Raw genomic sequence first — 18,455 nt, 5'->3', positions numbered from 1 at the left:
TTTACTTTACTGAAGTATGACTCCGCTTTGGGTGCTAATGTCCGATTCATGACAGCCAATCCTCGAGTTGGAAATCGTTTGCTGTTTCGCAATGTCCGCGTCTTCGACGGCACCTCCTCGTCCCTTGTCGCCGGGGATGTGCTGATCGACGGCACCACGATCGCCGCGGTGTCGGAGTCGCCTGTCGGGGACGATCCGAGCCGCGAGACCACTGTCGTGGACGGTGGGAACCGAGTACTCATGCCCGGCATGAGCGATGCCCACGTTCACCTGGTCGGTAACGCGAATTCGTACGTCGACATGGTGACCGGCAGTGAAGCACACATCGCACTCAACGGCCTCGCTGAAGCAAAGAACATGCTGCACCGCGGGTTCACCACGGTCCGGGACATGGCCGGTGACACAAGCAGCATCAAGTCCGTGATCGATCGAGGCCTGTTCGAGGGGCCGCGCATCTACCCTTCGCAGGCTGCCATCTCCCAAACCAGCGGACACGGCGACTTCGGGTTTGTCTACGAATGCCCGACCGCGTTGGGAGGCAAACAGTCTCGCGCCGAAGAAATTGGTTTCATGCGCGTCGCAGATGGCCCTGACCGGGTACTGGCGGCCGTTCGCGAACAGCTGAAGAAGGGCGCATCTCAGATCAAGATGATGGTCGGCGGCGGCGCTGCGTCGATGTACGACCCGCTCTACACGGTCCAGTTCACCGATCCCGAACTTCGTGCAGCAGTGCACGCGGCCACCGACTACGGCACCTACGTCGCCACCCACGTTTACAACGTCACCGGCATTCGCCGCGCCATCGAAGCCGGCGTGAAATCCATCGAGCACGGTCATCTCGCTGACGAGGCGACGATCGCTCTGATGGCTGAGAAGGACATCTGGCTTTCGATGCAGCCCTTCGCGCTGGGCGATCACCACTATCCGGATCCGGGCCGCGCAGAAAAGGATCGCGAAATCTGCACCGGCACTGACGATGTGTACAGCTGGGCGCGCAAGCACGGTGTCAAAACAGCGTGGGGTACAGATCTTTTGCTCGAGCCTCAGCTTGCGCCGCGGCAGAGTGAAATGGCGGCGCGACTCGGTGATCACTACAGCAATGCCGAAGCACTCCGGATGCTCACGTCGGGAAATGCCGAACTCTTCCGTCTTGCCGGCGAACGCGATCCGTACCGGCAAGCACCTCTCGGAGTGATCACCAAGGATGCGTGGGCAGATGTGCTTCTCGTCGACGGCAATCCACTCGAGGATCTGAGCCTGCTCGCTGATCCGGCCAAACATCTCTCCGTCATTGTCAAAAATGGTCAGGTCGTCAAAAACATACTGTGACAACGTCTTCATCGCGTCGATCCGTCAGACGTGCAGCCAATTCGAGCTGAACACCTGAGGGGGTCGATGTGTCCTAGTGCTCCACTGAGTCGGGAGTCCAAGTTGGTTGAAACACGTTTCGAGCGTTGGGAATTGCCGGAGGACCGAGTCGAGGGGTCGTTGGTGTCCGCCCGCGGTATCGAACTCCACGGGCCGTGGGGGCATGTGTTCGGTCCACTCGACATCGACATCGAGGCTGGCGGTGTGACCGTCCTGGCTGCGCAGTCGGGTGCCGCGCGCACAGCCCTGCTGATGGCACTATGCGGACGGATGCGATTATCGTCCGGGTCATTGACTGTGCTGGGCTACGAGAAACCCACGAGAATTCTGGCTGTCTCGGCGATCGCATGTCTGAACGAACTCGACGAAGTTCGCCCATCGGTGACGGTGCGGGACATGGTGACCGAACAGTTGCGATGGAACTCACCGTGGTACAAATTCGTGCCCCGCGTGAACGAGGCCGAAGTGGCAGATATGTGTGCGCACACATTTGGTGAGGTCGATCTTCCGCCGCTCAACGCCTTCGTCGACGATCTCCCGGAGATCCAGCAAATGTTGCTGCGGATCGCCGTCGCGAACACCAAAAGGCCACCGCTACTGGTGGTGGGTCGAGTCGACAAGATCGCCGACGACGACGAGCGGGCAACCTTGTTACGCCGACTGGTCGAATTGGGAGAGCACCAGTCGGTGATCACCGCCGATGTCAACGACCTTCCGCCCGACAGCGGCGTCCATGCCGTGGTGAACATGCACGGCCTGCTGGGCGCCGGTGACATCGGCGTCATGACCGAAGGACGGTGAGCGATGCTCGCAGGTATATCTCTGGGCAGTGATATCAAACGCTACTCCCGCGGCACCCTGCCACGAATCGCGATCGTCACCATCATCTTGTTGCCGTTGCTCTACGGAGCCATGTACTTGTGGGCTTTCTGGAACCCGTTCGGCGAGGTGAACAAGATCCCCGCAGCGATTGTCAATAACGACTCGGGGCGAACGTCGACAGGCCAACAAGTCGATGCCGGCGATCAGGTCGTCAAGTCGCTCATCGCCTCCGGGCAACTTGATTTGGCGGAGGTCTCGGATCAAGAAGCCCAAGCCGGACTCTCGAGCGGCAAGTACTATTTCACCATCACCTTGCCGGAGAACTTCAGCGACGCTGTCGAGTCACCCAACGGTGACAACCCCGAGAAGGCCGATCTCACCTTCACCTTCAACGACGCCAATAATTATCTAGCCACCATCATCGGGCAGGACGCGTCCGAACAGGTCATCAATCAGGTCAACTCGACCATCGGCGCCCAAGGCGTCGGCCAAGTGCTGACGGGCCTACAGACCGCCGGTTCGGGCCTGGGCCAGGCTGCCGACGGAGCGAAGACCCTCGCGGCCGGGATCGACACCGCCAAAGGTGGGGCCGATCAACTGAGCTCCGGTGCAGGCGAACTCGCCACCAACATGGTCACCGCACGCGATGGTTCCGCGCAGCTCGCGGCCGGCGCCGGGCAACTCGCCACAGCCATCGACGGCGTCGCCGACCCACTACTCAACGCCCTCGACTCCACTGCCGTCTCCGACGTCGGTGCGCAAGCTGCGCAACTGCGGCAATCCCTCACCACCCTCGGGGATCGCCTCCCCCAGCCGCCACAGGTTACCGTCTCCCCGGCAATCCAGCGGGTGCTCGACCTTCTCGGACCCAGCACCGATCCGCTCGCACAACAGGCCGTTGCAGCTCTCACACCTCTCGTGGCAGCACAACCCCAAAGTGACACTGCCGCACTACAAGCGGAGATAGCACGCCTCAGCGGTGATGCGCGCGCGCTCGAATACCAGTTGACGGATCCATCCAGTCCCCTGCAATCCGGACTCGCACTGCTGCAAAACGGCGGGCTCGCCTCAGACGTCCGGCAACTACGCGACGGCGCCGACCAGCTCAGTTCCGGAGCCACGACTTTGAACTCCGGACTGATCCAGTTGACCGATGGCAGCACCCAGCTCGCGAGCGGAGCCGATCAGTTAGCTTCGGGGATGGTCGAGCTGCAATCAGGCTCGGGCGAACTGGCAGACGCACTCGCACAGGGCGCTGGGCAAGTACCCAGCTGGACCGACGCGCAACGCACCGCTACCGCAGACACCCTGTCCACCCCAGTCGCACTCAAGCAGGACTACACCAACGAGGCACCCACCTTCGGTACCGGATTCGCGCCGTTCTTCCTCTCCTTGGCCCTGTTCGTCGGCTGCATCATCACCTGGATGCTGCTGACCCCGCTACAATCCCGCGCAACTGTCAGTAACCTCGGCCTCTATCGAACAGTTCTGGCTTCCTACTGGCCGGCACTGCTCATCGGCATCCTCCAAGTGATCACGATGTACGCCGTGGTACACATCGGGGTCGGCCTGGACGTCAAACACGTTCCCGGAACGATCCTGTTCCTGATGCTGGTCTCGGCGACGTATTTGGCGATGATCCAGATGTTCAATGCTCTCTTCGGCGTCGCAGTCGGCCGAGTGGTGACATTGGCCTTCCTGATGCTGCAACTGGTCTCCGCCGGCGGCATCTACCCAGTGCCCACGACAGCGACGCCCTTCCAATACATTCATCCGTTCGACCCGATGACATACACCGTCAATGGCCTCCGGCAACTCATCACCGCCGAACACGTCGACTCTCGACTCTGGACAGCAATCGCCGTCCTGACCGGCATTCTGCTCGTCTCGATGACTATCAGCGCACTCTCCGTACGCCGCAACCGGCGTTACACCATGGAACGCCTGTACCCGTCCATCGAGGTGTAAAGCACTGCACAGCAACATCTTCACAGTCGACCACATTTGAATCACTGTCCGAGTCGTACCCCGCACGCTCGCATACTGGAGGAGAAAAAATGTCAGACAGCTTCGCAGCTCCCACCGAAACCCTCGCACCGGCGTACACAGGACGGCTCGGCACCGATCCGATTCCAGCTCTCAAAATGCCCAAGGCCGAGTCGGATCCCGAAGCGGCGTACCGATTCATCCACGACGAACTGATGCTCGACGGCAGTTCCCGACTGAACCTGGCAACCTTCGTCACCACCTGGATGGATCCTCAGGCCGACAAGCTGATGGCCGAGACATTCGACAAGAACATGATCGACAAAGACGAGTATCCCGCGACAGCGGAGATCGAAACTCGGTGCGTCAACATGGTTGCCGACCTCTTCCACGCAGAAGGGCTGACCTCCGACCCTGCGTCCGCAACGGGGGTCTCGACGGTAGGGTCCTCCGAAGCTGTGATGCTCGGCGGACTCGCACTCAAATGGCGCTGGCGCCAGCGCCGCGAACAAGAAGGTAAAGACACCACGAAGCCCAATCTCATCCTCGGCAGCAACGTCCAGGTCGTCTGGGAAAAGTTTTGCCGCTACTTCGACGTCGAACCGAAATACCTCCCCATGGAAAAGGGCCGCTACGTCATCACTCCCGAACAGGTCCGTGACGCCGTCGACGAGAACACCATCGGCGTGGTCGCCATCCTGGGCACTACATTCACCGGCGAGCTCGAACCCGTCGCCGAGATCGCCGAAGCCCTCGACGATATCGCCGCAAACGGTGGTCCCGACGTCCCCCTCCACGTCGACGCTGCCAGTGGAGGTTTCGTCGTCCCGTTCCTGCACCCGGAGCTGATGTGGGACTTCAAGGTTCCGCGTGTGGTCTCGATCAACGTCAGTGGCCACAAGTACGGCATGACATATCCTGGCATCGGTTTCGTCGTCTGGCGCTCGAAAGAACACCTACCGGAAGACTTGGTGTTCCGGGTCAACTACCTCGGCGGCGATATGCCGACCTTCACCCTCAACTTCTCTCGATCTGGCAACCAGGTCGTCGGGCAGTACTACAACTTCATCCGCCTCGGCGTCGCCGGATACACCCAGATCATGGAATCGCTGCGCGACACCGCGCTTATGCTCTCCGCCGCAATCTCCAAGATCGACAACATGGCGATCATCACCGACGGCACCGCTATACCGGTCTTGTCCTTCGAAGTCGTCGACGACCCAGGCTTCACGGTCTTCGACATCTCCCACGAACTCCGGGCACGCGGATTCCAAGTGCCCGCGTACACCATGCCCGCCGACGCCGAAGATGTCGCGGTCCTGCGGATCGTGCTACGAGAAGGTTTCAGCCAGGATCTCGCGTACAAACTCGCCACCGCCATCAACGAAGTCGTCGAGCAACTTCGTAAGAGCACCGCCGATCGACCCCAAAGGACTGCTTTCGCCCACTAGCTGCTGTTGAGGGGCAGCCTCAGAACCGCTTCCCCTCAACAAGCTTCTAATTCTGGACGACCAGCTGCACCAACGAACACTTTGCAACAGGCAAAGATCGACTCCGCCTGCCAGCCCCGTCAGTGCACGCCGTTTGTACGGATCGACCGGAACCACGGTGCGTGTGCGCTCACCGCGAAGATCGCACTGCAGCAGATGTCCATGTCAAACGTACGTCTGGCAGTTTTCGACTGACTGAAAGTCGACCGATTCGTACAAGTCGAGGACCACCCGCGCCGTGCACCATCGAATACATGCTCACGTTCATCGTCAGATACGGGTACGTCCCGTTCATGCTCTTGGGAATCAACGGGGCGGCAATTGCGCTCGCGGCATCCGGTGCACCGAAATGGTCGCTGGTGACTCTGATTCTCTTCGCCGTGGTCTGCTCTTTCGCGGCCGAACGCGCACTTCCTTACGAATCTTCGTGGAATGCCCCGGGAACGGACAGGTTTCGCGACGCAATCCACGCGTTTGTCAACGAATCACTCATCCTGGTGAGTGTCGCCGTCATTCCGTTGATGGCAGCGGTGATTCCGTTCGACGGGTTGTGGCCGAGCAGACTTCCGTTTGTCGTTCAGGTTGTGTTCGCAGTACTGATTGCGGATTTCGGTATCACCGTCGTGCATCTGATCAGCCACAAGGTTGGATGGTTGTGGCGTTTTCACGCGGTCCATCACAGCCTCGAGCGGTTCTACGGCATGAACGGACTCATGAAACATCCCGTGCATCAGACTTTCGAAACCGCAGGCGGCGTCCTGCCGCTGATCCTTCTCGGGATGCCCGTCCCGGTTGCGTCGGCACTCGCCGTTTGTGTCGCTGTCCAACTCTTGCTTCAGCATTCGAATGCCGACTACCGAATCGGTCCTCTGCGTCCGATCCTCGCGCTCAACACCGGTCACCGATTCCATCACCTGAAGTGGGCTGGAATCGGTGACGTCAACTTCGGATTGTTCACTCTCATCTGGGACCACCTGTTCCGTACCTATTCCTTCGATCCGGAAAAGCGATTCAGCAGTGACGATCTCGGTATGGCGGCCAAGCCCGACTACCCGGACGGCTATCTCGGCCAGTTGGCGGAACCGTTCCGGAGACAGACCTGACGGACGACGGGTTGAGATTCAGCCGGCGAGTACCCGACGCATGACGGGCCTGGCTGCGAATGCACTGGCCAACACCAACGCAATCCCCGCTGCCAGGGTGAGGCCTAACTGAACGAGTGCCATCGGGGTGGTCAGTACGACTGCCCCTGCCAGCGGGAAGAGGAACAGCAGTGCGGCGCCGGCGCCGGCCAGCGCCATTACGATCACGGGAGTGCGAACGTGGCGCATGCGGGCACTGTCCATCACCTCGACAGGTGTACCGGCCAGAGCCAGACTCCGATAGAGCTCGCGGTTGTCGAGGATCCCGGATACCTGGGTGAGTGCAGACGAGACAGCTGCCAACGTGAACGTTGCTCCGAGCGTGAACAACACACCGGTTCTCATGTCGGCGAACAAGAATTCCTGTCCCGGTTGCAGTTCCTGACCCTCTCCGTTGCCGATTGCGGCGAGCAAAGACGTGCCGGCGGCAACAAAACTTGCCATCGTCACACCGCTGACCGTGCGCCACACGGCCTTCGGGTTGTCCAAGACCCGACGTGCCGCTATCAACGAAGCACCGTCCCTCGCGAATCGGAGCATGATCCGTCCGAGCAACGAGATGACGAACGGACCGAGCAGCGCAACCACGCCGAAGCAGAGGCCAAGTCCCACCAGAATTGCCGCGATGCTCGCCGCGGCACCACCGAATGCACTCCATCCCAACAGAACCCCGACGCCCGCAACAGCGAAGATCATCTTCGGCGCGGCACTCGGATTGCCCGCCGTGACCCCCAACGGACTCACGAACACCTGACGCATCCCGAGCATCGACGTCAAAGCCGCCAGTACGGTCATTCCGAATACGATGCCCACCAGAGGAAGTGCACCGACCCACAGCTCACCCCAGTCGAAAGTGCGACCTTGAAATCGCAAGAGCGCCACGAGCGGCAACGCGAGGAAGTACCCCAGTGCGCCGATCAACGCACCGACCAAGCCCTGGACACCCGATTCGGCAGCGCACAGCGCAACAATCTGACGGGGCGTGGATCCGATGAGTCGCAGCGCTGCCAGACGTTCGTCTCGACGACGGGCACCCAAGCGGGCCGCCGCCAGACCGAGAGTGATTGCCGGGACGATCATCAACACTGAGGCAACCCCGGCGAGCGCGAGATATGCCTCTGACTCAGGTTCGCTCGATCGGCCCGCAAAGGCACCGTAGCCACCGAGAACCGTGAGCAACAGGGTGGTTGACGCGGCGAAGGCTGATACGGGGAGCGCGAAGGTACTCAACGCCTTTCTGCCTTCACCTCGCACCGTCATCAGGGCGACACGCGCTGTGGCTTTCATGCCGCCACCTGTGTCCCGACGAGCGAGCCTGCCTGCATCATCATCGTGCGATCACACCAGCGAGCGACTTCGGCATCGTGAGTGACGACGACCAACGCAGAACCGATCTGTTGAGCCGAATCACGCAACACCCTCATCACTTCCCAACTCGTCTGCGCGTCGAGGGCACCGGTCGGCTCGTCTGCGAAGAGAACGGCGGGTTTGGTCACCAACGCTCGCGCAATCGCGACACGTTGCGACTGCCCACCCGACATCTGACCCGGGCGACGGTCCTGCAATCCCTCCAGCCCCAAAGGCGCGAAGAAACCGTGCGCCGTCCGCTTGGCTTCCGCGATGGACAACCCGTTGAGTACCAAGGGTAAAGCAACGTTCTCGATCGCCGGAAGCTCCGGCAACAGCTGACCCGATTGAAAGACGAAACCGTAGGATTCTCGCCGAAGACGACTCCGATCGTTCTCACCGAGGTTCTCGATATGCCTACCGCTCAACAGGATCGCGCCCGAATCAGGCTTCACGATTCCCGACATGCAGTGCAGCAGAGTCGACTTGCCCGACCCTGAAGGACCCATGATCGCCGTGGCAGTGCCCGCACGAACTTCCAGAGACACACCGCGGAGCACCGGAACGTCGCCGTACGACTTGCCCAGCGAGTGGACCGACAGGACTGCGGGTGATTGTGCGTTGTTCATGGGTACAGCCTCTCGCGAACCCGTCACATACACATCGGCCCAGCGCACGATCTTCGAACTCACCTCGGTCCTACCGGAGGATGACCGGACCCCGAGGTCTGTCAGGGTCGTCACTATGATCGCTGACATGACCTGGTCCGGCGACGTCCACATGCAGCCCGGAATTCTCATGTTCTCCGGCGCCGTCGGATCGGCGCACACGCATGCTCACGCCGCTGTTCAGATCATGATCGTCGATGCCGGGTCCGTCACGGTCACCGACGGAACAGGTCACAGTGCAATCGTGGGAGCCGTGATCGTTCCCTCCGGAGCGGTGCACTCGTTGTCCGCCTCCGAGCGCGCGCGAGGGCGGGCGATCTATGTCGATTCCACCACCGGAATGGGCCGGCGCATCAGGCCGCCTGAATCCGACCACGGCGGCGTGGCCGAATGGTCGACTCGCGGGCAGACAGCAGTAGCGAGAACAGACCGTGGCGTTGATTCGGACCTGGAATACGCAGCGAGGCTCCTCGATTCACTCTCCGAGGGCAGACAGCCGTCGAACACCGACACGCTTCACCCTGCTCTCGAGCTTGCTCTGACGCTACTGCCCGAGCGAATCTCGGGCCCGATAACGCTGACGGACACCGCTGCGCTGGTCTCCATGTCGCCCGGCAGGCTGGGGAGAATCTTCAACGATCAACTGCGGATGAGCTTTTCGACCTACATTCGTTGGCTACGGCTACGACGCGCCATGGAAGTGTTGAGCAGCGGCGCAAGCCTGACAACCAGCGCACACGAGGCCGGATTCACCGACAGTGCCCATCTAAACCGTATCTGCCACAGTATGTTCGGGCTCACGCCCAGCGCCGCGACCGGTGATCTCACCTGGAATTGACGCTGCGCCTCAACTGACGCTGTCCAGCTCCGACCGCGCCAGTAGCGACAGTCGGCTGTAGAGGCGCGCCAATCCGGGAATGTCCCGAAGACTGCCCGCCACTTCCTCCACACCGGCAGCGGCATACACGGTCAGTCGTGCATCGGCGTCGTACAGAACATCGACGACGTTACCGAAGCGGCGGACGGCAAATTCCGAAGCTTCGGCTAGCGCCGGCACCCCGAAGATCACCCAGTCGTCGAAGCGGGAGGCGAGTTCGAGGTAGTCGGAAGCCGAGGTCGGACCGCCGCACAGCACCTCGAAGTCGAACCAGACGACATCGTCTCGAATCGCCGAGCATGCCAATGTGCGTGTGCCGATCGTCAATTCGACACCCTCACCCGAGGGCCTGACGATTTCCGAGTCGACGAGGAATTCCCCTGTCGCAAACCGGTAGTCCCCGGCACTTGGTTGTCCAGTTGTCCGATAGTCGACGGAGCCACCCAACTCGATCACCTCGAGAGTCTGCTCGATCAACTCGATGGACGGCACGAACTGTTCGTGAAAGAGCGGATTCGGAAGAAGCTCGGTCGGCGGGACGTTGGACGTGACAACAACAGTCACACCTTTCGCGACGATTGTATCGAGAACCCTTGCCATGAACATCGCGTCGGCGACGTCGTCGATATGAAACTCGTCGAAACAGAGCACGCGGATTCCGTCCACCACGTGGTCCAGTGCCGCGCCCATCGACCCGAGTTCGTGCGCCCGGGAGTGCAGATCTGCAAAGAACCGATGAAAGTGAATGCGCCGCTTGCCGACTGGGATGCTGCCGTAGAACTCGTCCATGAGCATCGTCTTACCGCGACCGACGCTTCCCCAGAGGTAGATCCCTCCGCTGACCTCACAGCCGGAGATCCGGGTTCGCAGGCCATCGAGAGCTTCACGTGCCGCCAACTGCTCTTCGTCCAGTAACATGAGACTCCTCTACGTCTGTAGAGTCGAGGCTAGAGATCGAAGGCAAATCGAGTCAATGTGACCCTCACGACGCACCATCAGCAGCATGCAACATCGACAGCAAGGAACGACATGAAGCCTGATCGCAGAGCCCTCATCGCGGCATCCTCCGTCACGATCATCGCCGAGCAGGGCCCGCGTGCACTCACCCATCGGGCGGTTGATCAGTCCCTGGAACTTCCTGCCGGTTCGACGTCGTACTATTTCCGAACTCGCAAGGCACTTCTCGAAGCAACCGCATTGCACATCATGCATCGGTCACGTTCGACTTTCGACGAACTCCACAAGAGGCCCACCGATCCTGCCGCCCTGACGGCCGAGTACCTCGACGATCTTCTTTCGCACCGCAGACACGAATTGATCGCGCGATATGCACTGCTCCTGGAAATACCTCGAGATTCGACATTGCGCCAACTCCTCGAAGGCAGTCTGTTTTCGCTGAAGAAGGCAAGAGCCGTCTTCGAAACCGTTGGCGTAGACGACCCTGACGCCGCTGCCGCAAATTTCCTGAGCCTTCTGGAGGGCTTGATCTTCGACTATTGCCTCGGAGCGCGTAGCCGAGATCCTCGCTCCTCCGAAACCGTTCGGCAACTTCGGATCCCGATCGACATCTACCTGCGCGGCGTTGGCGCCACCTGAAAGACCCTGGTCAGCAGAGGCTTCCGGTGTAGGGCTGTCGACCAGAGAACAGTGCCGCGACAAACGGGGCGCTGTCCGGAACCGAAGCCGGAACGGTTCCCAGGTGATCCGTGGGATAGGTATGGAATGCAAAGTCCACGCCGTTGACAGCGAGGTCAGCAGCAAACTTCAAAGTCAGTGGTGCCGGAACATCGATGTCCGAGAGTCCCTGACCGATGAAGAACGGGCGGTTGTATCCCGAGGTCGGTACCGTGAGCAGTTCGCGCGCAGCGTCCATGAACGTTGGGTTGTCCAGCGACTTCGACAGCACCTGACCGAGCGTGACGGTTCCGTATTTGGTGCGCGCCTCGGTGTAACACATGTTGTTCTCGACGTCGTCGAGGATGGTCATTCCGAGCGGGGTCAGATACGAGTCGATGTCGATGTCCGGCCGCGAAGCACGCAATCCGTCAAGAACGTTCGCAATGTAGACCGTCGTACCCTTGAGTGGAAGAGCCAGGAAAGCGGGGCCACCGAGCGGTAGTCCAACTCCGGCGCGTAATCGGCAGCAAGAGAAGCGGTGAACATAGTCGCCTGTCCACCCTGCGACTGCCCCATCGCTACCCAAGCGCTCGACAGGTCGTCGTCGACCGCACGAGCGGCACGCACCATGTCGACAACGCTGTGCGCAGCGGAACGACCGTCGAGATACGGGTGAACACCGGGCGTTCCGAGCCCCACGTAGTCGGTGGTCACCACCGCATAGCCCTGCTCCAGCCAATGCCCGAGATGCGTCGCGTTCCGCTCGAGCGGAACGCTACTGCTCGGCGCACACTGATCCGCGACACCCACCGTTCCGTGCGCGTAGGAAATGACTGGCCAACCACCCTCGGGCGGAGCCCCCTCAGGGCGGTACACCACACCGGTACTCGTCATCGGCACATCCTTCGGGCCCGTCGACCAGTACGTCACCTTTGTTGCGCTCACAGCGCTGGGGATCACCCGATCGGGGCCGAGCGACTCGTGGCTCACCACGGAGCCCGGAAGATCGTTATCTTCCGCCGCAGCCGGCGCTGTGACGGTCAACGCCACCAATGCGCTCGCGCCCAATCCGACGAGCGTCTTACACAGCCGCTTGCTCACGCGCCTTCTCCTACCGATTGCGTTGACAGTGCCGTATGTGGTGATCAGCCGATCGAGTTCAGACCCTAGAACAGCCTTACCAATTGGCCAACCTAGATTCCCGCTGCACATTCCCCGTCGTCACGCGCCTGCTCCGGTAAGGTGGCGGTGTTCTATACATGCAGGTCCCCCGCGAGATCAGGAGGCCGTAGGGCTCTCTCATGTCAGCGCCTGATCTCCCGACGTTCCCCCCGTCGCAGCAGAATTCAGTGGCCGCGATCCTCCGAGCAGCCGGTTGTGTATTCGCCGAAGACGAGGCTCGCTTGCTCCTTCATGCCGCACGCTCGCGCGACGAACTCGACGCGATGATCGATCGACGAGTTGCCGGCGAGCCACTCGAGCCTGTCATCGGGTGGGCAGAATTTTGCGGATTGCGCATCCACATCGACCCTGGAGTATTCGTCCCCCGCCGACGCACCGAACTCCTCGCTCGACAGGCCTGCACACTCGTCGACTCGGGAAGCATCGTCATCGACATGTGTTGTGGTTCAGGAGCTGTCGGGGCTGTTGTGCAGGCGAAGACCGATACTGTCGATCTCTACGCGGTGGACATCGAACCGGCCGCGGTTCGGTGCGCTCGTCAGAACGTCGCACCGCCCGAGCGTGTACTCGAAGGCGATCTGTACGGCCCACTGCCGACGAAGTTACGAGGTCGTGTTGACGTCGTCGTCGCCAATGCGCCCTACGTCCCCACCGATTCAATCCGACTCATGCCGCCCGAAGCGCGACTTCACGAACCGCGAGTCTCGTTGGACGGCGGCGCCGACGGCCTGGACCTGCAGCGTCGAATCATCGCGGATGCTGCGCCGTGGCTACGACCGGGCGGCCATCTACTCGTCGAGACGAGCACGGAGCAGGTCGAGATGACCGTCGAAACATTTACTCGGGGAGGGTTTCTCACTCGTGTGGCAACCTACAGTGAGACCGCGTCAACCGTGGTGATCGGTCAGTATTGACGGCGATCGGATCATGAAGGCTCGGACCATTTCCGAGCGTGGGCGGCAAAGTCGTCGACAAAAAGCCCGAACGCGCGATCGACGCGAGCCCGGTCCCCAGTGGCCAGAAGATCCATCGACAAACCCCGCATTTGCGAAAGCAGTAAGGTAGCGACCGACGAAACATCCTCCTCGGGACAGCCCGCATGCCGAAGTCCGGTTTCCAGAGCTTCGATCCAATCGCCCACGAAACGGTCCAGGAACCGTCCGTAGCGTTTGCGATCGCCGAGTGCGAGGGCGTAGATCTCGACCATCACTCGGAATCGGGGCAGGACCTCCGGTGTCGTACGTTCGGTCCACCACGCGGTCAGCACTGTCGCCGGATCGATCCCCGGTTCCATCGGGACCGCAATCGGAATGGACTCGCTACGCATGTTCTCGATTACCTCGGAGAGCAGATTCTCCTTGCTCTCGAAATGGTTGAGCAACGACGCATGCGACACACCTACAGCCTTGGCCAGCTGCCTCACCGTCACTTCCCCGACACCGTTGTCGATGACGTACCGGGTCAGCGCGTCGAGCAACTCCTCACGTCGCCCGGCGTATCTCAGGCTGCGTTTGTCGATGCGTTCGGGCTCCGGCACATACTCACCCTACCGACCGGAACCGCCGGTTCAGCGGCTGACTGCCTTCTGATACCGACGAATAGCGAACGGCACGAAGACGATCAGCAAACCGAAAGTCCACAACAACGACGCGATGACCGGGTTCTGCAGTGGCCACGCATCCGGAACCGTCATCGCAGGATTGGTATTTCCGAACAATTCACGCACCGCCTGAGTCACCGCCGACACCGGGTTCCATTCGGCGATCACTTTGAGCGGCCCGGGAAGATTAGTGGTCTCGACAAAAGTGTTCGCGATGAACGACAGCGGAAAGATGACGATGAAGCTCGCGTTGTTGAAGACCTCCGGCGTCCGGATCCAGAGTCCGACAACAGCCATGACCCAGGACAACGCGTACGCGAAGAACAGAAGCAGCGCATAACCCGCCACCGCTTCGAGGAAGCTGGAATGAATGCGCCACCCCACCAGAAGACCGGTCAACGACATGACGACCAAACTGATGACGTTGATCAGCACGTCACTCGACGTTCGGCCGGTCAGCACGGCGGACGGAGCCATAGGGAGCGATCGAAATCTGTCGATGATTCCTTTCTGGATGTCTTCGACCATTCCCAAGCCAGTCCACGTAGCACCGAATATGACTGTCTGCGTGAAAATTCCGGCGATCAGGAACTCTCGATAGGACGTACCCGGGACGGAGATCGCGCTGCCGAACACGTAGGCGAACAACAGCACGAACATGATCGGCGACAACGTGGTGAACACCAGCAGATCCGGAACGCGCTTGATCTTGATCAAGTTTCGCCTGGCGATGGTCAAACCGTCTTCGAGCGCCATCTGCACGGTCATTTCTGATCCTCCAGTTCAGCCTGGTGCCCGGTCAGTGTGAGAAAGACATCGTCGAGAGTGGGCCGGCGCAGACCGACGTCGAACACCCGGATGCCTCGTGCCGACAGGAGATTCAGCGCTGCGACCAACGCATCGGTGCCGTCGTCGACAGGAACGGTGACGCGACGGACATTCTCTTGAACCTGAATGTCCCCCACTGCAAGCGAGCGCAATTCCTCTCGGACGATGTCGAGATGTTCGACCTCGTGCACACTCAGTTCGATGCGCTCACCCCCGACCCGCGCTTTCAACTGATCTGCAGTACCGCGCGCGATGACCGAGCCGCGGTCGATGACCGCGATCTGGTCGGCCAACCTCTCTGCTTCTTCCATGTATTGCGTCGTGAGCAACAGCGTGGTTCCCTGCGCCACCAACCCTTCGATGACATCCCAGAGACCGAGTCGCGCCCGAGGATCGAGGCCGGTGGTCGGCTCGTCGAGAAACAACACCTGCGGGCGAGCAACCAATGCGCCGGCGAGATCGAGACGGCGGCGCATTCCACCGGAGTAGCCCTTGACCGGCCGATCGCCGGCCTCCACCAGGTCGAACTGCTCGAGCAATTCTCGTGCCCTGGCCTTACTGCTTCGGGCGCCGAGGTGATAAAGCCTCCCGACCATGTCCAGATTCTCGTAGCCCGTCAGGTACTCGTCGACCGCAGCGTACTGACCCGAAGCTCCGATCTTGGATCGCAACGCCCGCGCATCCTTGACCACGTCCAGCCCGGCGATCTCGGCGCGCCCACCGTCCGGAATGAGCAGCGTCGTGAATATCCTTACCGCAGTGGTTTTTCCGGCACCGTTGGGACCCAACAGAGCCATCACTGAACCCTCGCGCACTTCCAGGTCGATGCCGTCCAATGCCGTGACGTCGCCGTACTTCTTGACCAGCCCCTCGGCTACAATCGCTTCGGTCATGAGCCCTCCCGCATCGGTAATCCGTCGGTAGTCCGTTCCCCAGTGTGACCTAGAGGGCCGACACATTCCAGGAAATTTCACGCAGCAGTCGGAAACCTGTACCGCAAAACAGGCCCACCGCCCCTGATTGCAAGAATCTTCACCTCGCAGAATCGCCGACGAACTCCCCCAGTTGCTGTGTCTGCGATTCCAGGCGATGACGGAACGAAGATCGAGTGAGTCCGTCGACTCACCCGATCTTCGTTACGCCGTCGATTTCAGCTGCAGTTGGTGACTCGGGCAGTGATACCGCACCCGCCCGATCCACCCTCACTGCCAATGTCACGGCTGCGGCCAGCGCCGATACGCCCGCTCCGATCCAGTACAAAACCGCAAACGAATGCAGAGTCGGTACAGCGGTCGCACCGACCACAACCGTCGAACTGGCCAATACCGCTGCCGCAACGGCGCTTCCGGTGGAGGTACCGACCGAACGGAGCAGGCTGTTGAATCCGTTGGCCGAGGCAGTCTGATGGATCGGTGCAGATTCGGTGATCAAGGTCGGCATGGCCGCCAGGGAAAATGCCACACCGGCCGATACCACGGCAGCGCCGATCACGATATTGACCAACGTCGGCGCCAACAGCACACGCAAGACGTAGCCGATTGCAATGACGATCGCACCCGACGCCAACGTAGCCTTCGCTCCCCATCGTCTCGTCACTTTCGACGACACCGGTGCCAACCCGATCATCAGGATGCCCCCCGGCATCATCGCGAGTCCGGCTTCGGCGGCCGAGAGTCCGAGACCGTCCGCCGACGCCAGGGGCAACTGAAGTTCCTGTGTTGCCGCCAACGCGCTGATGAACATGGCAAAACCGAGTAATACTGCGCAGACATTCGAGACCAGAATCGGAGCACGAAGGGAAGTCCGCAGGTCGACCAACGGTGCCGGCGTGTGCAGTTCCCACGGAATCCATCCACAGAGCAAGACCACACCGGACGCGATCAGAACCAGAACCTCGGGGCTTGCCCATCCCCATTCGGTTCCCTTCGAGACAGCCAGCAACAATGCCGTCATGGCGAGTGTGAGGACTGTGGCTCCCAGAAAGTCGAAGCGTCCGCGACTCTTCACAGCCGATTCCGGCACCACCAGCGGCAAGACGACTATCAGTACAACCCCGAATCCACCAGTGACCCAGAAAAGCGCGGGTAATCCCCAATGCGCCGAGATCACCCCGGCCATCGGCATGCCGAACATGCCGCCGATACCCAGGGTCGCACTCATGAGCGCGACTGCACCACTGAGCTTTTCCGGAGGAAGGACATCGCGCATGATGCTGATTCCGACGGGCAGAAGTGCCGTCGCGAAGCCCTGCAACGAACGTCCGAGGATCAGTAACCAGAAGCTCTGGCTGAGCGCCGCAACCATGCAGCCGACGATCATCACGGCAAGGCAGACGAGCATCATCGCCCGCTTGCCGAACATGTCGGCAAGCCGGCCGATGAGAGGGGTCGCGACGGCACCGGTCAGCAACGTCGAGGTCACCAGCCAGGAGGCGGTGGCCGACGAAACTCCCGATGCCGTCGCGAACGCAGGCAGGACCGGCACCACCAGGGTCTGTTGCAGCGCGACCACCACACCGCTCAGACTCAGGACGCCGACGACCCACCCGGTCCGCGCTTTCGCGCGAACAGTCTTGTCCGTCAAGCGTTCGAGCGAGCGGCTACTCCGGCGTCGACAGGAACCACGATGCCACTCATGTGGGCACTCGCGTCGGCGGCGAGGAACAGGACTACTCGCGTGATCTCGAAGGGATCCAGCCAACCGATCGGCTGCGCATGCAGGGTCGCGTACACAGGTTCGACGTCGTCTGCCGTCGGCGATTCGAGGTCAGGCCGCATCATTGCGTACATCATGTCGTTGTGAATCATCGGCGTCGAGATATTTCCCGGTGCAATAGCATTCACGGTCACACCCGAGTTGGCCAGTTCGAGTGAGACGCTCTTCGTCAAACCGATGACGCCCCATTTGGAGGCGCCGTACGCCGCCATCTGGGTGCCACCGGATCGACCCATCATCGAGGAGATCGTGATGATGCGACCGTAGCCACGTTCCGCCATTCCACCTGACACGGCCGCAACGGTATTGAACACACCGGTCAGGTTCGACGAAATGACTTCGTTCCACTGTGCCGACGTCATCGACGTGATCGGAGCGGGCACGGAGACACCGGCATTCGCGACTGCAATGTCGACGCGGCCGAACTCGGCTTCAGCGTGGGCAACCAGCGCATCCATCGCCTCCCGATCGGCTGTGTCAGCCTTGACTGCAATACACCGGCGGCCCGCGGCTTCCACCAACCGAACGGTTTCCTTCAGGTCTTCTTCAGTTGCGAGGGGGTAGGCGACGACATCACTGTTCTCGCACCGATCGCAGATCACGATGTCCGCGCCACGCTCCGCGAATGCGACAGCGTGGGCGCGCCCCTGACCGCGTGCGGCGCCGGTGATCAGTGCAACTTTTCCTTCGAAGCTGCCTTCGAGGCTGTTCATGCCGTCTCCTAGTTCGTCGTATGCCAGCATGCGCTGTACTGCATGCGTACTCCGAACCCGCCCGAAAGAAACAGTCGATCCCGGACAGCGGGAATCTAGC

The 18,455-nt window shown here is 61.0% G+C and carries 16 protein-coding genes and 1 pseudogene; 8 read left to right on the top strand and 9 right to left on the bottom strand.

Annotated features, from left to right (window positions below; translation table 11 throughout):
* The first annotated feature begins 48 nt into the window (after window positions 1-48).
* From ACSW29_RS05425 to ACSW29_RS05405, 5 genes are all read left to right on the top strand, one after another.
* Window positions 49-1,329, top strand: a complete 1,281-nt coding sequence (locus ACSW29_RS05425) for a metal-dependent hydrolase family protein (RefSeq protein ID WP_317827480.1) — start codon at window positions 49-51, stop codon at window positions 1,327-1,329.
* 204 nt (window positions 1,330-1,533) lie between these two features.
* Window positions 1,534-2,169, top strand: a complete 636-nt coding sequence (locus ACSW29_RS05420; protein WP_411742555.1) for a hypothetical protein — start codon at window positions 1,534-1,536, stop codon at window positions 2,167-2,169.
* 3 nt (window positions 2,170-2,172) lie between these two features.
* Entirely contained in the window at window positions 2,173-4,158 is a 1,986-nt protein-coding gene (locus ACSW29_RS05415; RefSeq protein WP_317827483.1) for a YhgE/Pip domain-containing protein, read from the top strand.
* 89 nt (window positions 4,159-4,247) lie between these two features.
* Window positions 4,248-5,627, top strand: a complete 1,380-nt coding sequence (locus ACSW29_RS05410) for a glutamate decarboxylase (RefSeq protein WP_317827485.1) — start codon at window positions 4,248-4,250, stop codon at window positions 5,625-5,627.
* 293 nt (window positions 5,628-5,920) lie between these two features.
* Window positions 5,921-6,769: a sterol desaturase family protein gene (locus tag ACSW29_RS05405; RefSeq protein WP_448276750.1), complete on the top strand. Its 849-nt coding sequence runs from the start codon at window positions 5,921-5,923 to the stop codon at window positions 6,767-6,769.
* Window positions 6,770-6,787: 18 nt separating this feature from the next.
* On the opposite strand, the gene ACSW29_RS05400 is transcribed toward ACSW29_RS05405, so the two are convergent.
* The gene (locus ACSW29_RS05400) at window positions 6,788-8,095 is read right to left on the bottom strand and encodes an FtsX-like permease family protein (protein WP_317827487.1); all 1,308 of its coding nucleotides are present in this window, start codon (window positions 8,093-8,095) and stop codon (window positions 6,788-6,790) included.
* Window positions 8,092-8,937: an ABC transporter ATP-binding protein gene (locus ACSW29_RS05395; RefSeq protein WP_448276749.1), complete on the bottom strand. Its 846-nt coding sequence runs from the start codon at window positions 8,935-8,937 to the stop codon at window positions 8,092-8,094. Before ACSW29_RS05395 ends, ACSW29_RS05400 begins: the two co-directional genes overlap by 4 nt.
* Between ACSW29_RS05395 and ACSW29_RS05390 the strand changes: the two genes are divergently transcribed.
* Entirely contained in the window at window positions 8,912-9,661 is a 750-nt protein-coding gene (locus ACSW29_RS05390; protein WP_317827489.1) for a helix-turn-helix transcriptional regulator, read from the top strand. The genes ACSW29_RS05395 and ACSW29_RS05390 overlap by 26 nt on opposite strands.
* Window positions 9,662-9,670: 9 nt before the next feature.
* Here ACSW29_RS05390 and zapE read toward each other — a convergent pair whose 3' ends face one another.
* Window positions 9,671-10,618 carry a cell division protein ZapE gene (zapE, locus tag ACSW29_RS05385; RefSeq protein WP_347871819.1) on the bottom strand — a complete coding sequence of 316 codons (948 nt, stop codon included), beginning with the start codon at window positions 10,616-10,618 and terminating at the stop codon, window positions 9,671-9,673.
* A 111-nt stretch (window positions 10,619-10,729) separates the two neighbouring features.
* Between zapE and ACSW29_RS05380 the strand changes: the two genes are divergently transcribed.
* A complete protein-coding gene (locus ACSW29_RS05380; protein WP_317827491.1) occupies window positions 10,730-11,296 on the top strand; it encodes a TetR/AcrR family transcriptional regulator in 567 nt (188 codons plus the stop codon).
* Window positions 11,297-11,306: 10 nt separating this feature from the next.
* On the opposite strand, the pseudogene ACSW29_RS05375 reads toward ACSW29_RS05380, so the two are convergent.
* Window positions 11,307-12,418: pseudogene (locus ACSW29_RS05375) on the bottom strand (lipase family protein).
* A 200-nt stretch (window positions 12,419-12,618) separates the two neighbouring features.
* On the opposite strand from ACSW29_RS05375, the gene ACSW29_RS05370 reads away from it, so the two are divergent.
* Window positions 12,619-13,413 (top strand): putative protein N(5)-glutamine methyltransferase, encoded by a 795-nt coding sequence (locus ACSW29_RS05370; RefSeq protein WP_230814764.1) that lies wholly within the window; start codon window positions 12,619-12,621, stop codon window positions 13,411-13,413.
* 11 nt (window positions 13,414-13,424) lie between these two features.
* On the opposite strand, the gene ACSW29_RS05365 is transcribed toward ACSW29_RS05370, so the two are convergent.
* The 5 genes from ACSW29_RS05365 to ACSW29_RS05345 form a co-directional block, all read right to left on the bottom strand.
* Entirely contained in the window at window positions 13,425-14,036 is a 612-nt protein-coding gene (locus ACSW29_RS05365; protein ID WP_317827492.1) for a TetR/AcrR family transcriptional regulator, read from the bottom strand.
* Between the two features lie 30 nt (window positions 14,037-14,066).
* Window positions 14,067-14,867, bottom strand: a complete 801-nt coding sequence (locus ACSW29_RS05360) for an ABC transporter permease (protein WP_003945537.1) — start codon at window positions 14,865-14,867, stop codon at window positions 14,067-14,069.
* On the bottom strand, window positions 14,864-15,820 hold the full coding sequence (locus ACSW29_RS05355) for an ATP-binding cassette domain-containing protein (RefSeq protein ID WP_448276744.1): 957 nt from the start codon (window positions 15,818-15,820) through the stop codon (window positions 14,864-14,866). Before ACSW29_RS05355 ends, ACSW29_RS05360 begins: the two co-directional genes overlap by 4 nt.
* Before the next feature lie 229 nt (window positions 15,821-16,049).
* Window positions 16,050-17,510: an MFS transporter gene (locus ACSW29_RS05350; protein ID WP_448276742.1), complete on the bottom strand. Its 1,461-nt coding sequence runs from the start codon at window positions 17,508-17,510 to the stop codon at window positions 16,050-16,052.
* Window positions 17,507-18,355 (bottom strand): mycofactocin-coupled SDR family oxidoreductase, encoded by an 849-nt coding sequence (locus ACSW29_RS05345; RefSeq protein ID WP_448276740.1) that lies wholly within the window; start codon window positions 18,353-18,355, stop codon window positions 17,507-17,509. The genes ACSW29_RS05350 and ACSW29_RS05345 overlap by 4 nt, the downstream gene beginning before the upstream one ends.
* Window positions 18,356-18,455: the final 100 nt, after the last annotated feature.

Source organism: Rhodococcus sp. GB-02 (genome assembly GCF_053470465.1).
Note: the sequence above shows the minus strand (reverse complement) of the source record. Positions and strands in the feature narration are given on the sequence as shown.

Coding starts and splice junctions, on each gene's coding strand:
- ACSW29_RS05410 (WP_317827485.1), top strand. CDS start 4,248: ATGTCAGACAGCTTCGCAGCTCCCACCGAAACCCTCGCACCGGCGTAC.
- zapE (WP_347871819.1), bottom strand. CDS start 10,618: ATGTTACTGGACGAAGAGCAGTTGGCGGCACGTGAAGCTCTCGATGGC.
- ACSW29_RS05425 (WP_317827480.1), top strand. CDS start 49: ATGACAGCCAATCCTCGAGTTGGAAATCGTTTGCTGTTTCGCAATGTC.
- ACSW29_RS05405 (WP_448276750.1), top strand. CDS start 5,921: ATGCTCACGTTCATCGTCAGATACGGGTACGTCCCGTTCATGCTCTTG.
- ACSW29_RS05380 (WP_317827491.1), top strand. CDS start 10,730: ATGAAGCCTGATCGCAGAGCCCTCATCGCGGCATCCTCCGTCACGATC.
- ACSW29_RS05390 (WP_317827489.1), top strand. CDS start 8,912: ATGACCTGGTCCGGCGACGTCCACATGCAGCCCGGAATTCTCATGTTC.
- ACSW29_RS05360 (WP_003945537.1), bottom strand. CDS start 14,867: ATGACCGTGCAGATGGCGCTCGAAGACGGTTTGACCATCGCCAGGCGA.
- ACSW29_RS05400 (WP_317827487.1), bottom strand. CDS start 8,095: ATGAAAGCCACAGCGCGTGTCGCCCTGATGACGGTGCGAGGTGAAGGC.
- ACSW29_RS05415 (WP_317827483.1), top strand. CDS start 2,173: ATGCTCGCAGGTATATCTCTGGGCAGTGATATCAAACGCTACTCCCGC.
- ACSW29_RS05345 (WP_448276740.1), bottom strand. CDS start 18,355: ATGAACAGCCTCGAAGGCAGCTTCGAAGGAAAAGTTGCACTGATCACC.
- ACSW29_RS05395 (WP_448276749.1), bottom strand. CDS start 8,937: ATGTGGACGTCGCCGGACCAGGTCATGTCAGCGATCATAGTGACGACC.
- ACSW29_RS05370 (WP_230814764.1), top strand. CDS start 12,619: ATGTCAGCGCCTGATCTCCCGACGTTCCCCCCGTCGCAGCAGAATTCA.
- ACSW29_RS05355 (WP_448276744.1), bottom strand. CDS start 15,820: ATGACCGAAGCGATTGTAGCCGAGGGGCTGGTCAAGAAGTACGGCGAC.